Source organism: Rhodococcus sp. USK10 (assembly GCF_019378875.1).
Lineage (GTDB): Bacteria > Actinomycetota > Actinomycetes > Mycobacteriales > Mycobacteriaceae > Rhodococcus_F > Rhodococcus_F pseudokoreensis.
Genome location: NZ_CP076048.1, coordinates 1,716,700 through 1,739,522 on the forward strand (window position 1 = coordinate 1,716,700; position 22,823 = coordinate 1,739,522).

A 22,823-nucleotide genomic window follows, 5' to 3' on the forward strand; every position below is an offset into this window, starting at 1 on the left:
CACGAACGCTCGTCTTCCTTCGGGGATAGCCCTACCGCCGAGATGTGGGCGACTAACTGCTCGACTTCACGAGGTAACGGTTGCATGGCTGCGATGGTCGCACGGGGAACCGACTAAGATCAGTTGAATCGCACGGTCTATCGCCCGCCTACGCCGGGATTGGGAAGAACTGGCAGTTCCTTCGCGCGACGCTTCGCATCGGCACGTGCAGCTTTCAACTGGAGATAGAAGGAGTTGCGCGAGTTGCCGTCCAGGTTGAGCGGTACATCGAGACTCGCGATCAACTGATCCTCAAGCTCCCACGGCTCCTCACGAGCGATCCACGAAACGAGGGCGTTCTCGGCCATCCACTTCGACAGCAGCGTCTCCCCCGCGTGGAAGGTGTACCGCTCGCCCGATCCGACGCGACGCAGCTCAATCCCGATCTCATTCGCGACCAGGCAACCGAGCGTCAGGCGGAGCGTCGACCCGGCAGCATTACCGGTGTAGTGGGCCTTGATCCGCTTCCGGATGTTCTGCGTACTAGGAGCTTTGCCATTCTTCGGCGGCTTGCTCGGGCTGATGCCGGTGTAGAGCAGCGTGAGACCGTCCCGCTTCGCACACCCCGAGGTATCGATCGCGGCCGGCAACTTCCGAAACCACCAGCCGTAGACACCCGCCGTAGCCGGCACGGGGCACGACCTGGCGAGCACCTGCCCACGGGTGTGCGGTGAAGCAGCGAGGTAGAGCGCAGATTCGTCCTGCGCGGCGACAATCGGACTCATGCGGAGGATGTTGTCATAGCGGGGCGACAGCGATCAACGGAACCGTCCACATGCCCACAGTCGGTAGCCACGTGATCGGCTGATGGCCGCTAGCTAGTTCATATCAACCCAACGACAACCCCTGACCCAGTGTCCGCAAAGCCATGCTTCGGAACGGGAAGGTAGCCCAATCCGCACCCACCTCTGTGGCACCGGACGCGCCGGTCGTCACGTACTGCCAATGCACGGCACACATACATCCAAGCCTCGGGTCGGTGATGAATCGGGCTACGCCCGGAGTGCTCGGATCAGTTCGCGCTACGCGCCAACCACCACCGAAGCCGAGCCGTGTAACCGCGGCAACCCACGACAGTCGACCGGCGAGCTTCTCGCTCGCCGTAATACCCGACCGGGTGACCACGTAGCGGACCACGTGGTCCCCCGCCTGTGTGCAGCCCGCGAACCGACCATTGTGATTCAGGTCATACCGCGATCGCGTCCCCGCCGAATTGTGCGGTGGATGACGACCCGAGTTGCATACCAGGAAGGTCATTTCCATGACGCAAACCGTTGATCGATCAGTGTCCGCCCTCGCCGATCGGGAGCCTGTCGACTACCTCGCCCGGGCGAAGGCGGTCGCTCGCATCGTCGAGCAGGAGGCGGATGCGATCGAGCGTGACGCGACGATCACCAGGCCGGTGTACGAGGCCCTCGCCGAGGCGGAGCTGTTCTGGACCCTCGTTCCGACGGAGTTCGGCGGTGGTGGGCTGGGCATCGTGCAGGCACTTGAGGTGATCGAGGAGATCTCGCGGGCCGACGCGTCGACGGGCTGGGCGCTGATGGCCAACTCCTTCAGCACCGGCATCGCCGCCGGATTCATGAACGACGAGGGCGCTCGTGAGATGTTCGGCGGGCCGGACCGGGGAATCACGGCCGGCATGATAATGCCGACCGGGAAGGCCGTCCGGGTCGAGGGAGGCTACCGCGTCACCGGCCGCTACCAGTTCGCGAGCGGATCCGCGCACGCCACATGGATCGGTGCGGGATTCGTCGTCCACGACGAGGACGGGAACCCCATCGTGGACGAGGCCGGTACCCCCGACTGCCGCGTCGGCTTCCTCCCGCGGGCCGACGTCGAGTTCCTCGGCAACTGGAATGTGATGGGCCTGGTCGGCACCGGCAGCTACGACTACGCCGTCCACGACCGCTTCATCCCCGACAAGTTCACGATGGAGACGTTCTCGACCACCCCCGTCCGCCCCGAGCCCGTGTACCGTCTGGGACTGCTCGGCATCGGCGTCGGTGGGCACGCTCCCGTGGCGCTCGGGCTGGCGAAGCGGGCGCTCGAGGAGATCGTCCGGATCGTCGCGAACAAGGCGCGTCCCGGTTACGCCACGGTCGTCGGCGAGTCGGAACTGTTCCGCCGCGAATTCAGCAAATACGAGGCTCTCTACCAGGCGACTCGCCTGTACGTGTACGCCGCCCACGAGGACGCCGAGGCCAGTGCGCGCGCCGGTGTGGAGATCACCGAGGAGCAGCGCGCCCGGTTGCGTCAGGTCATCACCTGGTCGCAGGAAGTCGCGGGTGAGATCGTCGGTTTCGCGCACCGCTGGGCGGGCAGCCAGTCGATCCGTAACCCCAGCGCGCTCGGCCGGTGTGTGCGCGACGCCGCCGTCGCGACGCAGCACATGCTGGTCGATCAGATCACCCTCGTCGACGCCGCCACACCGATCATGCGCGCATACGCCGTCTGAAGACCCCAGTTCATTCACAACGGAAGGACCCCTGATGGGACAGCTTGAAGGCAAGGTCGCGCTGGTTACGGGAGCTGCACGCGGGCAGGGACGCTCGCATGCCATCCGGCTCGCGGAAGAGGGCGCCGACGTCATCATCGTCGACCTCTGCGCCAAGCCGGCAACGACGAAGTACCGCGGTGCGACGGAGGACGAACTCCAGGAAACGGCCCGGCACATCGAGAAGTTCGGGCAGCGTGCGCACGTCGCGGTCGCCGACGTGCGGTCGCTGAGTCAGCTCCAGGACGTGGTCGCGGAGGGTGTCGCGAAACTCGGACGGCTCGACACCGTGGTGGCGAACGCCGGCATCTTCTCGTCCGCTCCGCTGCACGAGCTCACCGAGGAGCAGTGGGACGAAATGGTCGACATCAATCTGTCGGGCGTGTGGAAGACCATGCGGGCGACCGTTCCCTTCCTGATCGAGCAGGGTGAGGGCGGGTCGATCGTCCTCATCAGCTCCACCGGCGGTTTGCAGGGCTTCCCCAACTTCGCCCACTATGTCGCCGCGAAGCACGGGGTCACCGGACTCGCCCGGACCGCCGCCAATGAGCTGGGCGCCCATCGGATTCGGTGCAACTCCATTCATCCCACGTCAGTGCTGACGGACATGATCGACAACGAGGACATGTACCGCCTGTTCCGTCCCGATCTGGAGACGCCCACGCACGAGGATTTCCGTGAGGCGTGCGAGACGGCGATGAACGTGCTGCCGACTCCGTGGATCGAGCCGGTGGATGTCAGCAACGCCGTGGTGTGGCTGGCGTCGGATGCGGCACGCTACGTCACCGGCATCGCGATGCCCGTCGACGCGGGTGCCCTCAACAAGGTCTGACCAGCACATCCCCGCGGGTGCGGGGCACGCGGAACTACCCCGGCGTGCCCCGCTCCGCGTGCGCAAACGCTGCGGCGATCTCGTGACGCCTGGTCATCCCCAGCTTTTCCAGAATGTGCTCGACGTGCCCTTCCACCGTGCGCGGCGACAGAACCAGTTTGGCGGCGATCTCCTTGTTGGTCATGCCGGCGGCGACGTGCGTCGCCACCTCCTGCTCCCTCGGGGAGAGAGCGTCTTCCGGGCGGGTGCCGCCCGCGGGAGCCGGATCACCGGACGGTGCCGACTCCCCCAGGACGAATCCGGTGATCTCGGAGACCGACATCGCGGCCCCGCTGGTGTGGCACTTCTCGAACTGATCGTCTCCCAGAGACTTTCGCGCCTGCTTCTCGAATCGTGCGCGTTGCTCGACCCAGTGGCTCGAGCCGTACAGCTGCATGCCGAACGACTCCCACATCGAGGAGGCGGCGCCGAGGAGCACGGCCGACCGTTCCGCCGAACCCGCCTCGGCTTCGGCCCACCCGAGAAGGTCGGTGACCAGGGTGGTTCCGACGACGTCGTCGAAGTCGCGTCGCAGGCGCAGGCTTTCGGAGCCGAGTCGGAGTGCGTCCTCGAATTCCTCGTTCATCAATGCCACCAGCCCGAGCCCGTAGACGGCGTAGGAACGGAGCCACGACTCCCCGACCGCGATGGCACGCTCGTTCACCGTCTCGAAGAGTTCTGCGGCACGAGCCGTCTCGTCGGTGAAGCAGTAGAGCATCCCGAGGTGGACGCGCAGCGTGTGGGCGAGATCCTCACGGTCCGGGATCTGTTCATACATCTCCAGCGCCGCCGTGAGCCGGCTCTCCGCCTCGTCGAAATCGCCGGCGAAGAAGGCCTTCAGTCCCATGACGTCCGCCGTGAACGCGCCGGTGATGGCGTCATCCGCGGTCAGGTTGACGGCGCTGGCCTCGGTCAGCGCCGAATCGGCGGACTCGCGGTCACCCTGCAGGGTCTGGACGAGACCGAGGTTGACGAGCATCCGCCCCCTGGTGGCCGTCGGCGCCGTCTCCCGTTCGAGGATGCGGTTCAGCCACATCCGGTGTTCGCGCACCGAGAACCCGCACGACCAGAGGAACCAGGCGCGCGAGACCATGTCCGCGGCCATCCGCACGTCGTCGTCGTCGGACGAATCCAGCAGTGCCGCGTGCAGTGCCGACCGGATATTGGCATGGTTGCGGCGCAGCTTCTCGCTTCCGGCGCGTTGGTCGGCGCTGAACCAGTTGTCGGCCGTCGTGGTCACCAGCCGCGTACACCAGCGCAGGTGCCGCAGTGTCAGGGTGTCCATCTCCGAGGCGGTCAGCTTGCTGTTCCCGTATTCGCGGATCGACTCGAGCATCCGGAACCGCACGTGGGTGCCGCCTTCCTCGCGGTGCAGGATCGATTTGCCGACCAGCGCCGAGATGCCGTCGAGCACGGTGTCCGCCGGGACGTCGTCGTCGCTGCACACCTCTTCGGCCATGCCGAGGTCGAATCCGCCCGCGAACACCGAGGCGCGCGACCAGAGGAGTTGTTGTTCGCGAGTGCAGAGTTCGTAGCTCCAGTCCATCGTCGCCTGGAGGCTGCGATGCCGCTGCGGCCCGGTGCGGTTGCCGGTGGTGAGGAGATTGAGCCGGTGATCGAGCCGATCCGCCAGTTCATACACCGACAGCACCGGCAATCGCGCGCAGGCCAGTTCGATGGCGAGAGGGAGGCCGTCGAGGCGGTCGCAGACGCGCATCACCGCGTCGCGGTTCTCCTCGGTCAGCTCGAACTTCGACAGCACGGAGGCGGCCCGGTTCACGAACAGCTCCACCGCGCTTCCCGTCCCGCGGGCCGGCGAGGGTGACTCCGTTCCGTTGACCGTGGGCAACGGGGAGAGCGGGAACACGAATTCGTCTGGAACCGAAAGTATCTCGCGACTGGTGGTGATGATGCGTAGTTCCGTCGTGGAGCGCAGCAGCACCGACACCAGTTGCGCACATTCGTCGAGGAGGTGCTCGCAGTTGTCGAGGATCAGGAGCATCCGCCGAGTCCGGAGATACTCGATGATGGTGTTCTCCGTCGGGCTGGCATGCATGTCGCGGTTGGCGAGGGCGAGCCCGTCCACGATGGTCTGGGTCAGGAGGTCGGGGCTGCGCAGCGCGGCGAGTTCGATCACGCGCACACCGTCCGGAAACGCGCGGCGGTACTCGCCGGCGGCATGGATCGCGAAGCGTGTCTTGCCCATTCCGCCCGGGCCGGTGATCGTCACCAGCCGGTGGTCACCGAGCAGTTTTCGCAGTTCGAGCAGTTCGGTGCGACGGCCCACGAAACTCGATCCGTAGACCGGAACCGACGGAGCCGCGGGCACCGTGTCGGCGGGGGTGTCGTGGGGTTCGCCGGTCGACCGTTCCGCACGGATGCTCGTGACCCTGCGGGCCAGCGTGGTCCTCGACTTGGCCCATTGGATCCTGCGCGCGATCTCCGCGATCGCGATGCCAGGGTCGTCGGCGATCAGCTCCCGAATGGCCGAATCGACGGGGTCGGCGACGGAGCCGCGCCGGCTTCGGTGATCGGTGGGAGGGTGGTCGAGCGTCAGCGCGCGGCGCACCGTGTTGCGCGACATTCCGAGCTGCACCGCGATGTGCTTGATGGGAGATCCTTGCCGGTGGAGTCGGCGAATCTCATCCCACTCGTCAGCGTTCACAAGACCCCTTCTGGACTCGTAACCGGTCGGTCGACCTCCCGGTAATTGAGATCTGGATCACCTTGGTCGCTGGTTGCACCTCCTGTCAACTTTCGGGGGTCAAGATGTGTCACCGCAACCGTGCGCCGTACGCACTCACACCCGGACTCGGGCCGAGAAAGTGGTATTTACCTGCACAGATTCAGAGAACCGGGTTCGGATAAGTGTGACCGTAGCGAACCACGTAGCTGGACGGTTCCGCCGCGCTCCCCGCACGGGCAGGGTGATGCACACCACACGAACGACACGTGGTGCCGACATATCCGAAGCGACGATGGAGTCCGCATGACCAACAGCAATGCCGAAGCACTGAAGGCAGCTTTCGCCGCCGCAGACGAGGGGAACCCGGTTCCGCTCGTGGAGCTGTACTCGGACGAGATGACGTGGGCAGGTTTCACGCTCGAGGGAACCCTCCGCCTCTACACCAAGGCCGAGTTCCTCGAGGCCTTCGGCGTCCTGGCGAAGCTCGACGAATCCCGCAACGAGGTCGTCTCCGTCGACGTCGTCGGTGACGACCTGGTGACCGCCAACGTCCGGGCGTACCGCCGCCTCGGGGAACTCGAACTCGACACCACGATCGTGATGACGCACCGCTTCGAGGACGGCAAGGTCACCCGCGGCACCGACATGTGCTCGGCGACGTTCGAGGAGTTCTGGGCCAAGACAGGGCTGTCGGTGTAGCTCTGCGTTCCAGCCGCCGCGGCAGCGCGGCGGCTGGCAGCTCTCCCCCACACCATCACTTCGACCGCCTGAAGTAGGTACCGATGCGAACCACCACCGAACCGCACATCACCGCCACCACCCCCGACGACATCGCGGACGCCTACCGCACCGTGCTCGGGAAGTTCTGCACCGGCGTCGTCGCCGTCACCGCACTCGACGACACCGGCAACCCCATCGGACTGACCGTCGGCTCCTTCAGCTCCGTCTCCCTCGACCCCGCCCTCGTCGCGTTCTTCGTCGGCCGCGGCTCCACCACCTTCCCCAAGGTCGCCGCCTCCGGCCGCTTCTGCGCCAACATCCTCGCCGCCGACCAACACGAACTCGGCCGCGCCTTCGCCCGCAGCGGCACCGACAAATTCCACGGAATCGACTGGACCCCCGCCACCACCGGATCACCGCGCCTCACCGGCGCGCACGCCTGGGTCGACTGCCACATCGACCTCGTCCAAGCTGTCGGCGACCACGACCTCGTCGTCGGCCGCGTCGTCGAACTCGGCGCCACCGACACCCCCGACCCGCTGCTGTTCTACACCTCCACCTTCCACCAGCTCACACCCGCGAGCCCCGCATGAACACCGTCGAACAGTGCCTCGAGCAGCTGCGCGCCGGGAGACCGATCCTCGTCCTCGACGACAAAAATCGTCAGAACGAGGCCGATCTCGTGATGGCCGCGCAGTTCGTCACCACCCAGGACGCCGCGTACTTCCTCCGGCACACGTCCGGCTTCTTCGGCGTGGCGATGCCCGCCGAACGAACGCGCGCTCTCGGTCTCCCCCTGATGGTCGGGGATCCCACGAGCCCGCTGGGCACCGCGTTCACCGTCAGCGTCGACGCCGCCACCGGCACCTCCACCGGCATCAGCGCCGCCGACCGTTCCCGCACCATCCGCCTCCTCGCCGACCGCGAGACCGTCGACACCGACCTCACCAGGCCCGGCCACGTCCTCCCGCTGCGCGCCCGCGACGGCGGAGTCCTCGTCCGTCCCGGCCACACCGAAGCAGCCGTCGACCTGTGCACCCTGGCCGGTCTCTCCCCCGTCGGGCTGATCTGCGCGGTCACCACCGCAGACAAACGCGACATGCTCCGCGGCGACGACGTGCGCGCGTTCGCGGTCCGCGAGAACCTGCCCGTCGTCACCATCGAAGAACTGGTGAACTACCGGCGCCGAACCGCGGCCATCGAACGCTGCGCCGACGCCGAAATTCCCACCGACCACGGGGCCTTCAGGGCCATCGCCTACCGATCCACCAGCGGAGTCGAACACCTGGCCCTGGTCTTCGGCGACCCGGCCGGCACCACCGCCCTCACCCACCTCCACAGCGAATGCCTCACCGCCGACTTCCTCGGCTCACGGCGCTGCGACTGCGGCGACCAACTGTCCGGAGCGCTGGCGAGGATCGCCGACGCAGGCGCCGGCGTCGTTCTCTACTTTCGCGGGCATAAAGGCCGCGGCATCGGGCTGGCCGCGAAAATCGCCGCCTACCAACTCCAGGACCACCCGGGCCTGGACACCGTCGACGCCGACCTGCAACTCGTGTTGCCAGCCGACGTCCGCGACTATGCGGCCGCAATCCTGCGGGACCTGCGCATCGACCGCATCAACCTGCTCAGCGACAATCCCGCCAAGGCGGCAGGCCTCACCGCGGCCGGCATCACGATCGCCGGCACGACACCCGTCGAAATCGCACCGAACGACCACAACAGCCTGTACCTCACGACCAAGCGAGATCGACTCGGCCACAGGCTCGCCCGCACGAGACTGACCGCCACCCCTGAGATCGTCGGGTGAAACGGATTACCTCAGGGGAAGTCCGTTCTTGTCCTTCGGCTCGCCCGCGAGGAGGACGATGCCGTCGATGACGGGCCAAATCCACGCGACGAAGAGCCACATTCCCAGGCTGACGACCGTGAGCACGATGTTCACGATCAGCATCGCGAACCCCAGCCCCGTGTGGCCGGCGTAGAAGCGCCCGGCACCGAAGTACCCGAAGAAGATACTGAGCAGCCCGGCAGCAAGCTTCGTCTTGTGCGAGTACGGCAATCCCGTCACGGGGTGGTAGCCGTACGCCGCCGGCTGTTGCATCGCCGACCCCGGTCCGAAGTTCTGACCTGGGTGCGCCGAGGGCTGCTGCCCATACGGCTGCTGCGGTTGGTCGCCGTACGGGTACTGGGGCTGAGTCATGGAAGACGTTCCTTCGACGAAGTGGGTGCGGATCCGAACGTGGGGCAAGCGAACGGGCTTAGCCGACCGAACCGACATTCCCCCGGCTGCGACCGAACGCGTCGCAATTGTTCACCGCACATTCAATAACACCGATACCGCGGCCGCGGTATCGGTTGTCTGACCGTATCTCTCAAGCACATGAATCAGCAGTGCGGAATTCAACCGCCGTCCAATAACTCAGATCGCTGACGTAACGTGGCGCGAGTGACACCACTCGACCCAGTCGACGTCGCCGGTCGCGTAGTACAGCTCCTCGAGTCCGGGCGTCGTGAATCGACCTACAAGTTGGCGACGTTGCTCGCGCTGGTCGATATCTGCGTGGAGAACACGACCGCCCCGGACGGCAGTCTCATCGTGCCCGTCAACGAGATCACGCATCGAATCGTGGCGTACTACTGGCCTCACGTTCGCGTCTTCAACGATCATGGCCGACTGTCTCAGAACAAGAGCGGCCGATCGATACCAGACCGGATCGCCGACGTTCGCATCAAGCTGGCCGCCGAAAGTTTAAGAACCGCCGAGGCCGCACGCGAAGCGGAGCGCCCGGACTACGTACGACTCATCCGGTCACTGCGACTTACTGTCGCGCAACAACCGCTCACTCATCTTCAAACGGTCCCCCACGTGCGCGATCGTGACACTCGTGACGACTTCCTCTTCGACGCATCGGGTTTCCACAAGAAGATGACGGTGGGCGAGGTCGACCGCATCGGCACGATCACCCTGCGGCCCGGAATACCGGAGGGCTTGCGCCGCACCTCCGCGCTACTTCGCGCCTTCATCCGGACCGCATGGACTCACGACGTCGTCGCCTTCAACCGCGCTGAACTCGACGCGGAAGACCTGGACGGCTTCTTGTTCGGCACGGATCGCACTGCGTTGCGATCCCTGGTGGAACCCTTGCGTGACCTTCAAAACGACCTCTGCTTCTACTGCGACAGGCGGATGGCCGGCGATGTCCATGTCGATCACGTAGTGGCGTGGTCGATGATCCCGATCGACGGTGTCGCCAACCTGGTCGCGGCCGATAGCCGGTGCAACCTCGACAAGTCCGCGAGCATCCCGGTTCGCGCCCATGTCGACCGAGCGCTCGAGCGACCACACCTCACCGAGATTGCACGCACAACGCGGCTCCCGCTGCTGTATCGACGGACGTCATCCGCGGCCGACGGACTGTTCGCCTCCTTGCCCGTCGGCTCAATTCTCTGGCGCGGGGTACGCGACTACGAGCCGCACACGGCCTGAGCCGGCCCCGCGGAACGCCTGCAGCATTCGTGGAGGCGGATGCGGCGGCGTAATAGAGCGGCCACCACGTCGACGACCGCCCTGAAGACCAACGGGACGATCACCACCCGGGCGAAAGGTCCGCCCGTCGGCGCTGTCGATCCGGTCGCAACTGCTGGTCGACGACCCACACGGGCGCCGGGTCTGCGACCACGTCAGTTGTGTGGCTGCGGTGTCACTCCTCGGCCCTGCAGAGCGCTCATCCTTTGGTGTCCCCGGCGGCCTTGCACCTTGTCGCCAACTCCGCGTCGCTTGGTGACTTGGAACACATTGACCGTCGGTGAATCAGATCGAACCGACTGTGGGTGAACCCATCGGAACGCCCACTACACCAACTGGCTCGCAGGGCCGCCGCGCGTGTCCGCCGCCGACGTGCACTTGTCGATCGGAGCTCCCAGATTTCGGGTTCACGTCTCGCTCGCGGGGACCGCCTGAAGAGGTATGCCCCAGATCCGGCTTCCGTGCCCGGTCGAGCTCAACCGATGAGCGTGATAAGAATTCGGCATGGGAATCGAAGATCTCCAGTCACTGGTATCGAACTTCTCCGAGCGCCGAGACTGGTCTCAATTCCACACCCCGAAGAACCTTGTGATGGCGCTCAGCGGCGAAGTCGGCGAGCTCACCGAGATCTTTCAGTGGCTGACTCCCGAGCAAAGCGGAGCAGTCGGTCAGGATGCGAAGACGCGTGCGCATGTCGAGGAAGAGGTCGCCGATGTCTTCATCTACCTGCTGCGGCTGGCTGAGATCCTGGACATTGACCTCGCCGAAGTCGTGAGGAAAAAGGTCGAGCTGAACGACAAGAAGTACCCGGAAGTGGAGTCACGGGGCAGGGCGACGAAGTACACAGAGCTGGGGGAAAGCTGATGTCGCTCGTCGCGCTGCACCCTGCTGGCTGCGAGAAATCTCGGACATGGTGCTATGTCCGGGCCGCGGCGCCAACCACTGCCGCCTGGCAGTTACCAGCAACGTCCGGGGGTGCGAGCGATGGCGTTGTCGAACTGGTCACCGCCGAGCCACCCACAAAAGGCAGCCCACCCGGTGTCCGATAATCGCCTGCGGTATCGGTCCCAACGCACCTGACCACAGGGTCTGTGTCCACGGCGAGCCGCGTCCGAGACAGAGATGGACACTTTCGTCCGAACGTGGCGTGTTGGCGGCCAATTGGTGGAAGCAGCCACTCCTTGGACTTCGCGGGTCCTTCGGCTGACATGGCACACCGCTGCACGAGCCGCCGATGCAACTCGGCTAATCTGAGTGTTGCGGCCCGACGGACTTCCGCTGCGATTCGCAGCTACGGACATGCCCCCACCCGCACGACTGGATTCGTGCTGCCCGGGGGACCCCACTGTGACCTTGCTTCGTACCTCTGCCGACCGAATTGTCGGCATGGCTCATCCCGAGTCCCTGGCTGAACAGCTACTGGAACAGATGCTGTTCAGGACCGGCCACCGTGCCAGCGAAGCCGAGCAGAAGTCCTGGAGCCGAAGTCTTCCGGTCTTGGCCCGCGACCTGGCGGACGCAGGTCTGGGCGGCGTGGAGATGCTTGTCGAGTACCACCTTCCGCTGACATCGCAGCGAGCAGATGTCGTGCTTGCCGGCACCCATCCGGAAACAGGCGCGCCGTCATACGTCGTAGTCGAACTCAAACAGTGGTCTACAGCCTATCGTTACGAGAACAGCGCGGAACTCGTCGAAGTACCCGGCATGCCTGGCGGGCCGAAGCTGCACCCCGTTGCGCAAGTGAAGGCCTACTGTGAGTACCTCGCCGACTTCGCAAAAACCCTCGCCGACCAGCCTGATGCGCTCGCAGGAATCGCGTACCTCCACAACGCCACAGATCCGGGTGCAGTTGCGGATTTGAGAGCCTTTCCTGCAACCACCACCGCGCGGCTCTTCACCGCAGCGGACCGGGGCGACATGCTCACGTTTCTCAAGACGCGTTTGTCCGCGACGACGGGCCACACTGCGGGCGACACTCTGATCCGCTCCGCGGTTGCGCCCTCCCAACAGCTCCTCAAAGTTGCGGCCGCCGAAGTTCGCGACCGACCACAGTTCCATCTGCTAGGCGAGCAACAGCTCGCGGTCGACCTGGTCTTGCATTCCGTCGAGCAGGCGCGGGCCAACGACGGAAAACGGATCATCGTGGTCACAGGAGGGCCGGGAAGCGGCAAGAGTGTGATCGCGTTGTCACTCGTCGGTGAGCTCGCCCGACGTGGGCGAACGGTCCTGCACGCAACCGGGTCCCGATCATTCACGCAGACTCTCCGCAAGGTGGCCGGCGCACGCGCTCCTCGAGTGCAGAAGATGTTCAAGTACTTCAACCAGTTCATGACCGCAGACCGCAATGGGCTCGACGTGCTTGTTCTCGACGAGGCCCACCGCATCCGTGAAACGTCCGTTGACCGGTACACCAAGGCGGAACTGCGAACCGACCGCCCCCAGATCGACGAGCTGATCGCCGCCGCACGCGTACCGGTGTTTCTCCTGGATGAGCATCAGGTGGTTCGTCCCGGCGAAATGGGTTCACTCGAACAGATCCAGCGTCACGCCAAGACGATCGGCCTAGAGACGCAGCACGTCCACCTCGGCGAACAGTTCCGTTGCGGTGGCAGCGAGGAGTACGTGCTTTGGGTCAAGCGCCTCCTCGGGCTTGTCGAGGGCGGACCCTACCCGTGGAGAGGCGATCCGCAGTTCGCGGTTCGCGTTGCCGATACACCGCAAGAACTGGAACATCTCCTCTCTCAGCAGCAGGAGCGCGGCTACACCGCCCGAATGACAGCTGGCTATTGCTGGCCTTGGAGTGACGCGAACAAGGACGGTTCACTACCCGCCGATGTCCAGATTGGCAATTGGTCACGGCCCTGGAACAGTAAGAGCGACAGACGCGTCGGAGACGCGCCACCAGCACCGTTGTGGGCTACCGCGGATGGTGGATTCGACCAGGTCGGTTGCGTCTACACCGCGCAGGGATTCGAGTACGACTGGAATGGCGTCATCCTCGGACCCGATCTCGTCTGGCGCGACGGCCAGTTCAAAACGGTTCGCTCCGCCAATCGCGACCCCGACATGCGGAACACGAAAAGGGTCGATGATGTGCGATTCAACAAACTCGTACGCAACGTCTACAAGGTGCTCCTCACTCGCGGGATGGTGGGCACGGTCATCTACTCGACGGACGAAGAGACACAGGACGCTCTCCGCGCTTTGGTGAGCGAAACCAACTGAGTCACAGCACTACTGAATAGAACACCGAACACACGAGCACGGCCCGACAGGCTTCCGCTTCAGGATATGCCTCCACCCGGTGCGATACCGGATAGGCGATTGGGCTTTGACGAGTTGGATTGTCAAGATCGGAAAGACGACTCCACAACACTGGGTGATCGCGCGTGACGACGGTTTCTGGGATGTCCGCGAGCCCGGGCCTTTCCGAGACATCGCTCCGGGCGAGGATGTCTTCTTCTGGCTCTCGGGCACTGGCTTCAGATCCTGGGTGCGTGCGACTTCGAGTTTGTACATGATCGGACCAAGCGCGAGCCCGGCCCACTGGACCGACGATCACAACCAGTACTCGCACCGATTCGAATTCGAGCTGGTCAGTGAGGACGTCACGAGACCAGCAACTTGGGGCGAGATGCAGGTTGCGGCCGGGCGCAACTATGCACCCCCGGCGCCTGCAAACCCTGTCAACGAACCGGCGACTAGCGCATTTGTAAAATCTCTATTCGGCAACCAAGCAGATATCACATTCACGACAATCCCAGTCGCGTACCAGATCGGTGAGGACATGCGAGAAAGGGCCGAACGCCAGATCGCTCTCCGCCGCGGCCAGGCACGTTTCCGGAATTCACTCATCGACGCGTATCGTGGCCGGTGGGCAGTTACCGATTCAGCGGTCATCTCCGTGCTCGAGGCCGCCCACATCGACCGCTATTTCGGCACACACACGAACCGCGTCGCAAACGGACTCCTTCTCCGATCGGATATTCACGCACTCTTCGACCTCGGATTGATCACAGTGTCATCGCACCTGACGGTCCAGCTCGCACCATGGCTTCGCGACAGCGAATACGGAAACTTTCACGACAAACCACTAACGGTCCCCCTACATCCTGCCTACCGCCCGGACTCCGATGCGCTACGGCGGCATCGAAAAGGCTGCGAGTGGTATCACCAGTAACCTGGATACAACTACGCAGCCGCGGTCTCGGAATCGAGAGCGTCGCTCTGAGAGCCCTCCAACTCCAAGGCAGCCGAGACTATGAGGCCGACTTCTTCCGACAGCTGGTCGTCCGCGTCCGCCAACTCCAAAACGAGGTCAACGAGCGACTGCTCGGACTCGGGTACATCGTTCGTAACCGAACCGTCCTTCCTAATCTTAGTGCCAATGAGCCTGATCCACGCCGGCGTCAAGCCGGAAACTCTGCCGATCACGATGCGACGAATATCTGGGTGCGGTGCCAGTCGAGGTACACCACGTCAGGGCGCACGGCCACATCGGGGAGTATCAGTTTGTCTGCCAATGGCGGTTTGCCGAGTGCCGCACGAAGGGGAGCTTCGATCGTCATGTCACGCTCGATTCCCGGCGAGTACTTCACGTTGAGATCGGAATCCACTGTGATCAGCCCCGTGTCGAACGCGACGTCGTGGGTGGGGCAGGCGGTGAATCCGTTGCGGTTGTCGAGCCGTTCCTTGCCTGTGCTGTCACGCCACGGCTTGATGTGGCTGGCAGTGAGCATCCGCGGACGCCGTTCTCCCGCGATGATGCCGCTCAATCCACAGAACACGCACCGATGCTGATGATTCGCGAGTACGCCCTGGGCAAAGCGATGTTGGCCGATGCGGACTGTCGCGGTCAGTAGCCGCTGAGTCAATTCCAGGGGAACGTCGTCCTGTTCGCGCGCTCGCTTCTCGAGAATGCTTTCGAGCGACTTCTCGATCTCGCTCTCGACCAGCTCTTCCTGACCTACCAACCACAGAGCGCCGCCGTCCTCGAGGTCGAGGAAGTCCGGCAACTGCTCCCGATCGATCCCGTTCGTGCGTGCCGCCCGCAGAATGCGGAAGTAGACGTCCTGCATCATCGTGCTGTCCGACAGAAGACGCGTCGAGACTTCCATCTCGTGACGACCACCGTGGCTACGACTCCCGTCCAAGTTCGCCATCTTGGCAATGAAGCTGGACGGCGGTCGCTTGAACAATCGGGAAAGGTGCTGCACGGGATACTCGGCCCGGTGTGCGCTCGTACTGCCGTACTTGCGGTGGTCGACCAACAACGATGCGCACAGCGACAACACAACTTCGCACGGAACAAACTTCACCTGACGAGTGCCGGCAGGGACGACCCCTCGCGCGAGGACAGCCTTCCACTGCTCGTCCAACGATCTGTCCGTCGGCTCGAGGAACTCCGACAAAGCACTCGGCGCCAAAGCAACTGCCTCTCTACTGCATGTTCTTACTGTCGAGATATTCGCTCAACCGCGATGCTCTCACGTCAAGGACCTCAACCGTCGCAGCACCGCCCTACACCCACACCCCCCGCTGCGCGAGGATCCAGCGCACGGGGTCGAGGCATCGGAAGGGTGAGATCCCGCTGTCGTGGAGTCGATCTCCGACCGGTGATTCGCCCAGCGCGGAGACGGCGAAGAACCGGCTCGGCAGGGCGTTGCTGGTGGCCGGCTGGTCCACCGACATCACCATCGACCGCGCCTCGAGCTTGTCGAGGAGGCTGCGCACCTCTTCGTGCAGCAGCTGCCCGTCCACCTCGTGATACGGCGCGCGCTGGAGGCTCGGGTCACGCAGGAAGGCCGCACCCCGCTGCGACATGATCTCGCTCCAGTCGCTGCCCTCCACACGCTCGAGTGCTTGCAGCGCATCGAACTTCGACAGCACGACGGCTAGGTTCGGGGTTCCTGCGCCGATGATCGACAACACCGTCCGCAGCACCGACCGCGGGTCGCCGCCGACCCGCTCCTGCGCCGGCACCAGGTCATGCAGCTGTTGCCGCACCGATTCGACCTTCAGCGGATCGAACATGAACACCACACCGTCGGCCTGCGCAAAGAACTGCATATGCGTCGCATCCACGTTGCCCGGGTTCTCGAGGTCCTCCCCCGCCACATCCCGGATCACGAGGTACTGCCGGGTGTCGTCCTGCAGGCCCGGGCCGAGGCTGAAGATCAGCGGCTCCCGCTGATACGGATTGCCGGTGTGCGAGGCCGGTGTCGACTCGAGAATGCCCCGCTCCTCGAACAGCGGCCGCTCGTAGTGCTCGCGGAAGTTCACCTCGGTCTCACCGGTGGCAGGCTCGACCACCCGGTTCAGCCGCTCCCCCAGCAACTGCAGCGTCTTCACCAGAGCCGCGATGTACACGGTCTTTCCGGTGGCACGCGCGCCGGCCATCGCGATGCAGGCAGCCCGCCCTTCACGCCAGCCGACGGGCAGCCGGTAGTGACAGTACGGGCATACCTCCACGGCGGGACCGCCGGCCTTGCCCGTCGCGTAGTCGTCCTCGGGGGCCCAGTCGTCGGCGGCGTCGGCGGGGCGCTGAAGCTCGAAGACCTTCCCCGACCGCACGGGGCTGCCGTGGTACCTGGTGGCGACGTCGTCGACCTCGACCTCCGTCGGGGCGACAGCCGTCCACGCAAACCGGTCGCCGGTCAGGGCAGTGAAACACCGCGGGCACTTCGTCATCGTCGTACGCCTTCCGCAAACAAGCTCGCCGACACATCGGCCAAAAGCGAGGTCACCACTACAGACAGACTCGACAGCTCGGGCGCCGCACTCGACGGCACCGCGGTGACGCCGGGCCCACCCTCGGCCGTATCGCCGACGAGCACGAGGTGGCGGATCACGGTGTCGGTGCACGCACCGTCCCAGTCGGCGGGCACGGCGTCGGTCACCGTGAACGCCAGGGTGCGGGTGTCGCGCTCACCCCGGTCGACCGCTGCCGAACGGAAGCCCATCCCCAGGGCGGCCGAGTCGAGCTCGGCCTGAACCTGATTCGCGACGTCCCGCAGTTCGGTGACGGGCAGTGTTGTCACCCCATGGCCGATCAGCCGGACGGCCAGCTCTTCGCGGGCGCCCACCACCGCGGCGACCCCGGAGAGGACGTCGATCACCGTGCGGATGCTGCCGTCGTCGATGCGCGCGAGCATCGACATGGTGGTGTCGACGTCGACCTCCACGTCGAAGCGACGCGGTTCGGGCAGCCGGTCGAGCGCGAGGGCGCTGCGCGCGGCCGACCGGGCCCGGGAACCCACGTCGGTGAGCGACACGTCCACGGCGGTGCGGCGGGCGGTGATCGCGAGCCTCGGCCCCGCGGGGGCGATCGTCGCCAACTCCACCTGGTGCAGCCCCGACACGTCGACGGGGGTCAGCTCGGCGCGCTCGGAGTCGAGGTCGCGACTGCTGTCGACGCCGATCGTCACCTGCAGCACCGTCCCATTCGGGAACGCGGCGCTCTCGCCGTCCGGCCGGGCCACGACGACGATCTCGGTGTCGACCCGCGGCAGGATCAGCAGCCCGACCCGCGGATACAGCGCCGGTTCCGCCGGCCTGCCGTCGGGCAGCGTGGTGCGCACGGCGACGGCCGTGGTGGCCGCGGCCACGGTGACCGCGAGCGGCCGGTTGGGCAGTTCGACGCGTCCCGCACCGTTCAGCACATATCCCGACATCAGTTCAGTCCCTTTCCCCTGCATGCGTTGCGCATGCGTACTGTCGTCCCGCTCATCGCCGGCCCGACCGTTCGTGAGCGAGCAGCACGAACCCTGATTCGACGTCCTCGAGCCAACTGGACGCGAACCGCGCATACGCGTCCCCGGCGCGGAATCGATCGGCGACGTCGTGGCGTTCCCGCATCTCGGCGCGCAGCGACGCAGACACCTCGAATGTGCCGACGGGACCGCGGTAGTCACCGTCACCCATGACGATCGACGCGACCTGCTCGAGCAGCGACCGCCGCGCCTGCGCCGGCCCGACCTGGAGTCGGCAGAGCAGGTCGTCGCGGTTCAGCACCGATTCGATGTGCGGGGCCGCCGGCGAGCTGAGCACCGCCGACCGGATCACCCAGTGCTCGTTGAGGGCACCGCTGCGCACCAGATCCACCAGGGCGGTGACCGCGAAATCCGAGTCCTGATCCACCGCACGGGCCAACGCGTCGACGTGACTCGAGGGCATCGTCGGCATGTAGGTGCCGTTGTGCGGCGGGAAGAACTGGAACCCGGCGACCGCGACCACGGCGAGGCGGACGAGGAGATCCGGCGGAAGCTGCGCCGGACAGGCCTCGCCGTAGTCCTTGAGTACCGGCCAGCCGTGCCGTTCCAGCGCGCGCCGGAGCCTCGGATCGTCGATCCGGTCCCACTGATCCTGCGCCCGGATGAGCGCCCACGACACCGCCAACGCGTCGACGGGGTGCGCGGCACCGCAGACCGCCTGGGCGCCGCCGCGGTTCGCGTCGATGTGCTTGACAATCATCTCCACCTCGCGGCCCCACGGCTCGAGCACGAGAACCGGCAGCAGGAATCGCGGTGCGACGTGATCGGGGAACGCGCCGACGAGTTCGCACCACTGCGCGACCGTCCAGGCGTAGGCGTCGACGAGCGCATCGACATCGCTCGGCGCCCAGCCGCCGGCGCTCGCTTCGTAGATCGACCGCCACAGGGCCAGCGGCGCATAGCCTTCCCACGCCTTCTTGTGCACCGCGGTGCCGCTCTTGACCACCGAGAACACCGCGTCAGCGACGACGGCGCACAGCGGTTCGGCGCAGCGTGACGGCGCCGCGGTCAGTTCCTCGGCGGTCGGTACGCGCACCTCGTCGACGAGCCAGCGCAGAACGTCGGGCGCGAGCCGCGTGCCGAGCGGGCGCCCGGCGAACACCGGATGACCGACCACGGCCGACTGCAGCAGACGGCAGGTGTCGGTTCCGACGGCGCCGAGCCCGGCGACCAGCGCGGGGCCCGCCTCGTGATCGCACAGCACCGGGACGACGACGCGGTCGAGCAGGTCGGTGGCGAGGTCGTGCCCGGAGTCGCCGAGAAGGTGTGCGTGCAGGAGCAGGTCGAGTGTATTCACGGCATCGTGCGCGGCGGCAGCGAGATCGGCCCCCCGGCTGCTCACGAGCGCCGACAGCGCCTTCTCGGCTGCCCGCTCGAGATCCTCCGTATGAGGCCACGTCTCGAACAGGGCGAACTCGGCCGGTCCGGAGGCTCGGATCCAATCACGGTCGGCGAGGGCCCGATACGTGAGAACCCGTCCGGCCACATCCCACACCACCGGTGCCGGTCGGCCGCCGTGCTGCCAGTCCGCGACCACCCGCCACGCCTCGGCCATGTTTCCGGGCAGGTGTTCGTCCACCACGTGCGCGACGACCGCCAGCTCGTCGGGGAACGCGGACAGCGTGTCCGGCGACTGCGCGAGCACGACGGCCGTGGCCTCGGGTAGGGCGTCGTGCAGTGCGGGATTCGTGAGCACGGCCATCGCGAGCGGCCAGGCACCGGCGAGGTCGCGGTCGCCCACGGCGGCGGCCAGGGTGTCCTGGTGGTCGAGTGCGCGTCGGGCGCTGCCGGGATCGACGAGCACGGTCTGCGCGAGCACCGACCACGCCGTGACCGGCACCAGCTGCCCCGTCGCCGTCCGGTGCGGTTCCCCGCCCCATTCGCCGAGGTCGGGGGTATCCGTCTCATTGAGGACGACGCAGCCGTCCACAGCGTCCACGGCGTCACGCGCCGGCACACAGGCCAAATGCACGCCCCGGGACAGGGTGTCGACGACGGTCGAGCTGCGGTCGAAGGTGGACCAGCCGAAGGTCTGTGCCGCACCGGGCGACATGAAATGCGAGACCGCGCCGATCCACCGGGCCGCGTTCTCCGCGTCGGCGCATCCCAGCACGACACGCGGGCCGCCGTGTATCGCCTGGTCCACCGCGTCCAGCAGCAGACCCAGCACACCGACGCGCCACGTTCCGGGATCGAGCAGGAAGTCGAGAACTGCTGCGCGATCGATCATTCCGGCCGGCGCCGGCGCGCTGCCCGGGAGTTCGGCGGCCGCGACCGCGTCCGCGCCGTACGGGGCGAGCCAGTCGGGTGAACCCCACCGTTCGACGGGCCGGACGGACGTGTCCGGGGCGCGGTCGACGACGACGTGCGCGAAGACGTTGCCGGGCCGCCCCGACGCGTCGGCGCCGGCGGGCGCCGTGTGCCAGTAGCAGCCGCCGGTCTCGGTCGGCGCGTACACCAGGCGCCGCGGTCGCGCCGCGATGTCGGCCGGTGTCGGGAACTGCGGGAGTGCCTGTGGGGAGTCGAATCGGGTCGCGACGCCGGCGCGCATGAATTCCTGTTCGGCAGCGCTGACGCCGTTGCTGACGTCCTTGACCTGCCAGCCGCCGCCCGCCCGGCCCCGGTCGGGGGCGTCGAACGACGTGTAGGTGAGTTGACCGAACCGCGGAGGTCCGGGTGTCTGCTGCGGTGCGCTCATTCCACCGGTCCGGGCGGAACGTCGAGCAGGCGCAGCTGGTCGACCGGCGGATCGATCAGCGCGAGAGTCCGGTTGGTCTCCGGCCGCACATCGGCGAAGACGCGCAGGAATCCCACCCTGCCGGAAACGTCGGCCGTCCAGGGCTGGCCGAATTCCTTGCGCAGACCGCGCGGGTGGAAACTGCGGGCCCCGGCCGTGGTCTGGCCGTCACCGCGGACCTCGAGCGGCTCGCCGTCGCGGGCGCTGAGCGGCAACCGCCCGGCGTTGAACACGACGACGAACGGCGGTGCCGTCGGCAACTCCAGTTCGGATGCGAGCCGGATGACGGCGGTGGCGGCGTTCCCGGTCGGCGAGCGTTTGGTCTCCAGCCGGTACTCGATGCGCAGCAGTCCCGGGTACTCGACGGTGGCCGGGATCCCGACGATTCGTTCACCCGCCGTGTAGGCGACGGGGACGACGTGGACGGAACATCCCCGCGGGGGCAGCGGTTCGGGCAGATGCAGTCCGCCGTCCCGGTCGTACGTCGAGCGGGAGATCTCGGCCATCGGCCGCTGCTCGATGGCGTGCTCGGCGGAAATCTCCGGCGCACTGAGGTAGACGGACACCGACGCCGCACCCTCCGGCCACGGGAACGTGAGCACCTGCTCGGAGCAGCGTTCGACGATCCGGACGTCCCGCAGCGGCGGCAGCGGACGCGTCGCGATGAACGTGCGCCCCACCTGAACCTGCCCGTCGAGCGCCGTCACCGGGGTGAAGTACGCGCGCACCCAGCCCCGCGGCCACGACACATCCGTCATCCGGTGCGTGCCGTCCTCGTCCGCGACAGCCGGGTGCACCAGCCGCGCGGAACCGGGCAGTCCACCCGACAATTCGAGGGCGTCCGCGGCGAGCACCGCGCCGTCGAGACCGGCCCGCGGCGCCGACTCCGTGCGGTACAGCATCACGGCGCCGATGCCGGGTGGCGTCCACTGCAGATCGAACCGCAGGTTGTCGCTGTCGCCGTGCGTGGTGACGTGCAGGTCCTCGACCTCTTCGAGCACCGCCGACACCGCGATCTCGGCCTGCGCGACCGCCGACAGCCGGGTGTGCCCGTCCACCTCCACCTCGCAGATCGCGCGGTAGAGGTAGCGCTGCCCGCGGCGGGCGTCGCGATCGACGAACCCGCCGAGATTGGCCTGGTCCGCGAGGATGCGGTGCCGCTGGTCGTTGTCGACGCGGACGCTTCCGTCCAGTGGGATGCGCAGCACGCGCACGGTGCTGACGGTGGGCCACGCACTCCACTGCCCGATGACAGTCCCCTCGTCCTCCATCACGACGACATCGGTGACCGGACTGAGGATGTGGCCCTCCGCGATCAGGACGGGTTGCCGTCGGACGGCGTCCCGCTCGTCGCGTCCGACGTGGCACCAGACCTGCAGGTGCCGCACCGCGGCGGCCGGGGGTTCGGTGTCGACGAGGAGTGTGCCCCGGGTGACACCGACGAGCCGGCCCGCCTCCGGCTTGTAGGCGCGATGGTTCTCACCGGATACGACCCGGTAGAGCACGGTCTGTCCCGCCTGCGCCTGCATCGGCTCCCACTCGAGCAGGTGCCCGCCGGTGGGTTCGGTGCTGATCGTCACCGCCCCGACGGGGTGATCCGAGTCGGCGTGCAGGAATTCGCAGAAGTCCTCGGTGCGGAGCGACACCACGTGCTCGCTGCCCGGTGCGGGTTCGGTGACCGGCGTCGGTGCGGCGGGCGCGGCCGGTTCGGATGCGCGGGTGGTCGCCGGGGCCGGTGCCGACGTCAGCACGGCGACGACGTCGTCGACGAACGGCTTCGCCTGCCGGGGCAGCATCGGTTCGATCTCCTCGGCGGTGCGCCGGTTCGATCGGAGGATCTGCTGCAGATGCGTGTCCTTGACGACGCCGGGGCGCAGCCTGCCGTCCACGATCTGCTGCTGTCGCCACTGCTGCAATGCCGCGAGGGCACCATCGGGCACTGCTGGGGAGGCAACCTCGGTCACGGTTCCAC

18 protein-coding genes are annotated in these 22,823 nt (G+C 66.4%); 9 read left to right on the plus strand and 9 right to left on the minus strand.

What is annotated here, in order from left to right; translation table 11 throughout:
- Nucleotides 1–137 precede the first annotated feature (137 nt).
- Nucleotides 138–764, minus strand: coding sequence for a GIY-YIG nuclease family protein (locus I1A62_RS14960; RefSeq protein WP_124389629.1), 627 nt, complete (start codon nucleotides 762–764; stop codon nucleotides 138–140).
- Between the two features lie 536 nt (nucleotides 765–1,300).
- Here I1A62_RS14960 and I1A62_RS14965 point away from each other — a divergent pair.
- Both I1A62_RS14965 and I1A62_RS14970 read left to right on the plus strand, forming a co-directional pair.
- Nucleotides 1,301–2,497 carry an acyl-CoA dehydrogenase family protein gene (locus I1A62_RS14965; RefSeq protein ID WP_124389630.1) on the plus strand — a complete coding sequence of 399 codons (1,197 nt, stop codon included), beginning with the start codon at nucleotides 1,301–1,303 and terminating at the stop codon, nucleotides 2,495–2,497.
- Between the two features lie 34 nt (nucleotides 2,498–2,531).
- Nucleotides 2,532–3,368: a mycofactocin-coupled SDR family oxidoreductase gene (locus tag I1A62_RS14970; protein ID WP_124389631.1), complete on the plus strand. Its 837-nt coding sequence runs from the start codon at nucleotides 2,532–2,534 to the stop codon at nucleotides 3,366–3,368.
- A 34-nt stretch (nucleotides 3,369–3,402) separates the two neighbouring features.
- Here I1A62_RS14970 and I1A62_RS14975 read toward each other — a convergent pair whose 3' ends face one another.
- On the minus strand, nucleotides 3,403–6,072 hold the full coding sequence (locus I1A62_RS14975) for a LuxR C-terminal-related transcriptional regulator (protein ID WP_124389632.1): 2,670 nt from the start codon (nucleotides 6,070–6,072) through the stop codon (nucleotides 3,403–3,405).
- Nucleotides 6,073–6,396: 324 nt separating this feature from the next.
- Here I1A62_RS14975 and I1A62_RS14980 point away from each other — a divergent pair, with 324 nt between their 5' ends.
- The 3 genes from I1A62_RS14980 (at nucleotide 6,397) to ribB (ending at nucleotide 8,623) form a co-directional block, all read left to right on the plus strand.
- On the plus strand, nucleotides 6,397–6,792 hold the full coding sequence (locus I1A62_RS14980) for a nuclear transport factor 2 family protein (RefSeq protein WP_124389633.1): 396 nt from the start codon (nucleotides 6,397–6,399) through the stop codon (nucleotides 6,790–6,792).
- Nucleotides 6,793–6,875: 83 nt separating this feature from the next.
- Entirely contained in the window at nucleotides 6,876–7,406 is a 531-nt protein-coding gene (locus I1A62_RS14985) for a flavin reductase family protein (protein WP_124389634.1), read from the plus strand.
- Nucleotides 7,403–8,623, plus strand: coding sequence for a 3,4-dihydroxy-2-butanone-4-phosphate synthase (ribB, locus tag I1A62_RS14990; RefSeq protein WP_124389635.1), 1,221 nt, complete (start codon nucleotides 7,403–7,405; stop codon nucleotides 8,621–8,623). Before I1A62_RS14985 ends, ribB begins: the two co-directional genes overlap by 4 nt.
- 6 nt (nucleotides 8,624–8,629) lie before the next feature.
- On the opposite strand, the gene I1A62_RS14995 is transcribed toward ribB, so the two are convergent.
- Complete coding sequence (locus tag I1A62_RS14995; RefSeq protein ID WP_206010388.1) at nucleotides 8,630–9,016, minus strand: TM2 domain-containing protein; 387 nt, start codon at nucleotides 9,014–9,016, stop codon at nucleotides 8,630–8,632.
- 246 nt (nucleotides 9,017–9,262) lie between these two features.
- Between I1A62_RS14995 and I1A62_RS15000 the strand changes: the two genes are divergently transcribed.
- From I1A62_RS15000 to I1A62_RS15015, 4 genes are all read left to right on the plus strand, one after another.
- Nucleotides 9,263–10,303 (plus strand): HNH endonuclease, encoded by a 1,041-nt coding sequence (locus tag I1A62_RS15000; protein ID WP_219459019.1) that lies wholly within the window; start codon nucleotides 9,263–9,265, stop codon nucleotides 10,301–10,303.
- A gap of 543 nt (nucleotides 10,304–10,846) precedes the next feature.
- Complete coding sequence (locus I1A62_RS15005; protein WP_124389638.1) at nucleotides 10,847–11,206, plus strand: nucleotide pyrophosphohydrolase; 360 nt, start codon at nucleotides 10,847–10,849, stop codon at nucleotides 11,204–11,206.
- A 483-nt stretch (nucleotides 11,207–11,689) separates the two neighbouring features.
- Entirely contained in the window at nucleotides 11,690–13,567 is a 1,878-nt protein-coding gene (locus tag I1A62_RS15010) for a DUF2075 domain-containing protein (protein ID WP_029539427.1), read from the plus strand.
- 154 nt (nucleotides 13,568–13,721) lie between these two features.
- On the plus strand, nucleotides 13,722–14,522 hold the full coding sequence (locus tag I1A62_RS15015) for an HNH endonuclease (protein ID WP_219459020.1): 801 nt from the start codon (nucleotides 13,722–13,724) through the stop codon (nucleotides 14,520–14,522).
- 11 nt (nucleotides 14,523–14,533) lie between these two features.
- Here I1A62_RS15015 and I1A62_RS15020 read toward each other — a convergent pair whose 3' ends face one another.
- The 6 genes from I1A62_RS15020 to I1A62_RS15045 all read right to left on the minus strand — a co-directional run bounded on the left by I1A62_RS15020 (nucleotide 14,534) and on the right by I1A62_RS15045 (nucleotide 22,791).
- Nucleotides 14,534–14,776 carry a hypothetical protein gene (locus I1A62_RS15020; protein ID WP_124389640.1) on the minus strand — a complete coding sequence of 81 codons (243 nt, stop codon included), beginning with the start codon at nucleotides 14,774–14,776 and terminating at the stop codon, nucleotides 14,534–14,536.
- Nucleotides 14,773–15,720, minus strand: coding sequence for an HNH endonuclease (locus I1A62_RS15025; RefSeq protein WP_225857889.1), 948 nt, complete (start codon nucleotides 15,718–15,720; stop codon nucleotides 14,773–14,775). The genes I1A62_RS15020 and I1A62_RS15025 overlap by 4 nt, the downstream gene beginning before the upstream one ends.
- A 142-nt stretch (nucleotides 15,721–15,862) precedes the next feature.
- The gene (locus I1A62_RS15030) at nucleotides 15,863–17,032 is read right to left on the minus strand and encodes a hypothetical protein (RefSeq protein ID WP_219459021.1); all 1,170 of its coding nucleotides are present in this window, start codon (nucleotides 17,030–17,032) and stop codon (nucleotides 15,863–15,865) included.
- Nucleotides 17,029–18,039, minus strand: coding sequence for a hypothetical protein (locus I1A62_RS15035; RefSeq protein WP_219459022.1), 1,011 nt, complete (start codon nucleotides 18,037–18,039; stop codon nucleotides 17,029–17,031). Before I1A62_RS15035 ends, I1A62_RS15030 begins: the two co-directional genes overlap by 4 nt.
- Nucleotides 18,040–18,067: 28 nt before the next feature.
- On the minus strand, nucleotides 18,068–20,812 hold the full coding sequence (locus tag I1A62_RS15040) for a hypothetical protein (RefSeq protein ID WP_219459023.1): 2,745 nt from the start codon (nucleotides 20,810–20,812) through the stop codon (nucleotides 18,068–18,070).
- Nucleotides 20,809–22,791, minus strand: a complete 1,983-nt coding sequence (locus I1A62_RS15045; protein ID WP_219459024.1) for a hypothetical protein — start codon at nucleotides 22,789–22,791, stop codon at nucleotides 20,809–20,811. The genes I1A62_RS15040 and I1A62_RS15045 overlap by 4 nt, the downstream gene beginning before the upstream one ends.
- Nucleotides 22,792–22,823: the final 32 nt, after the last annotated feature.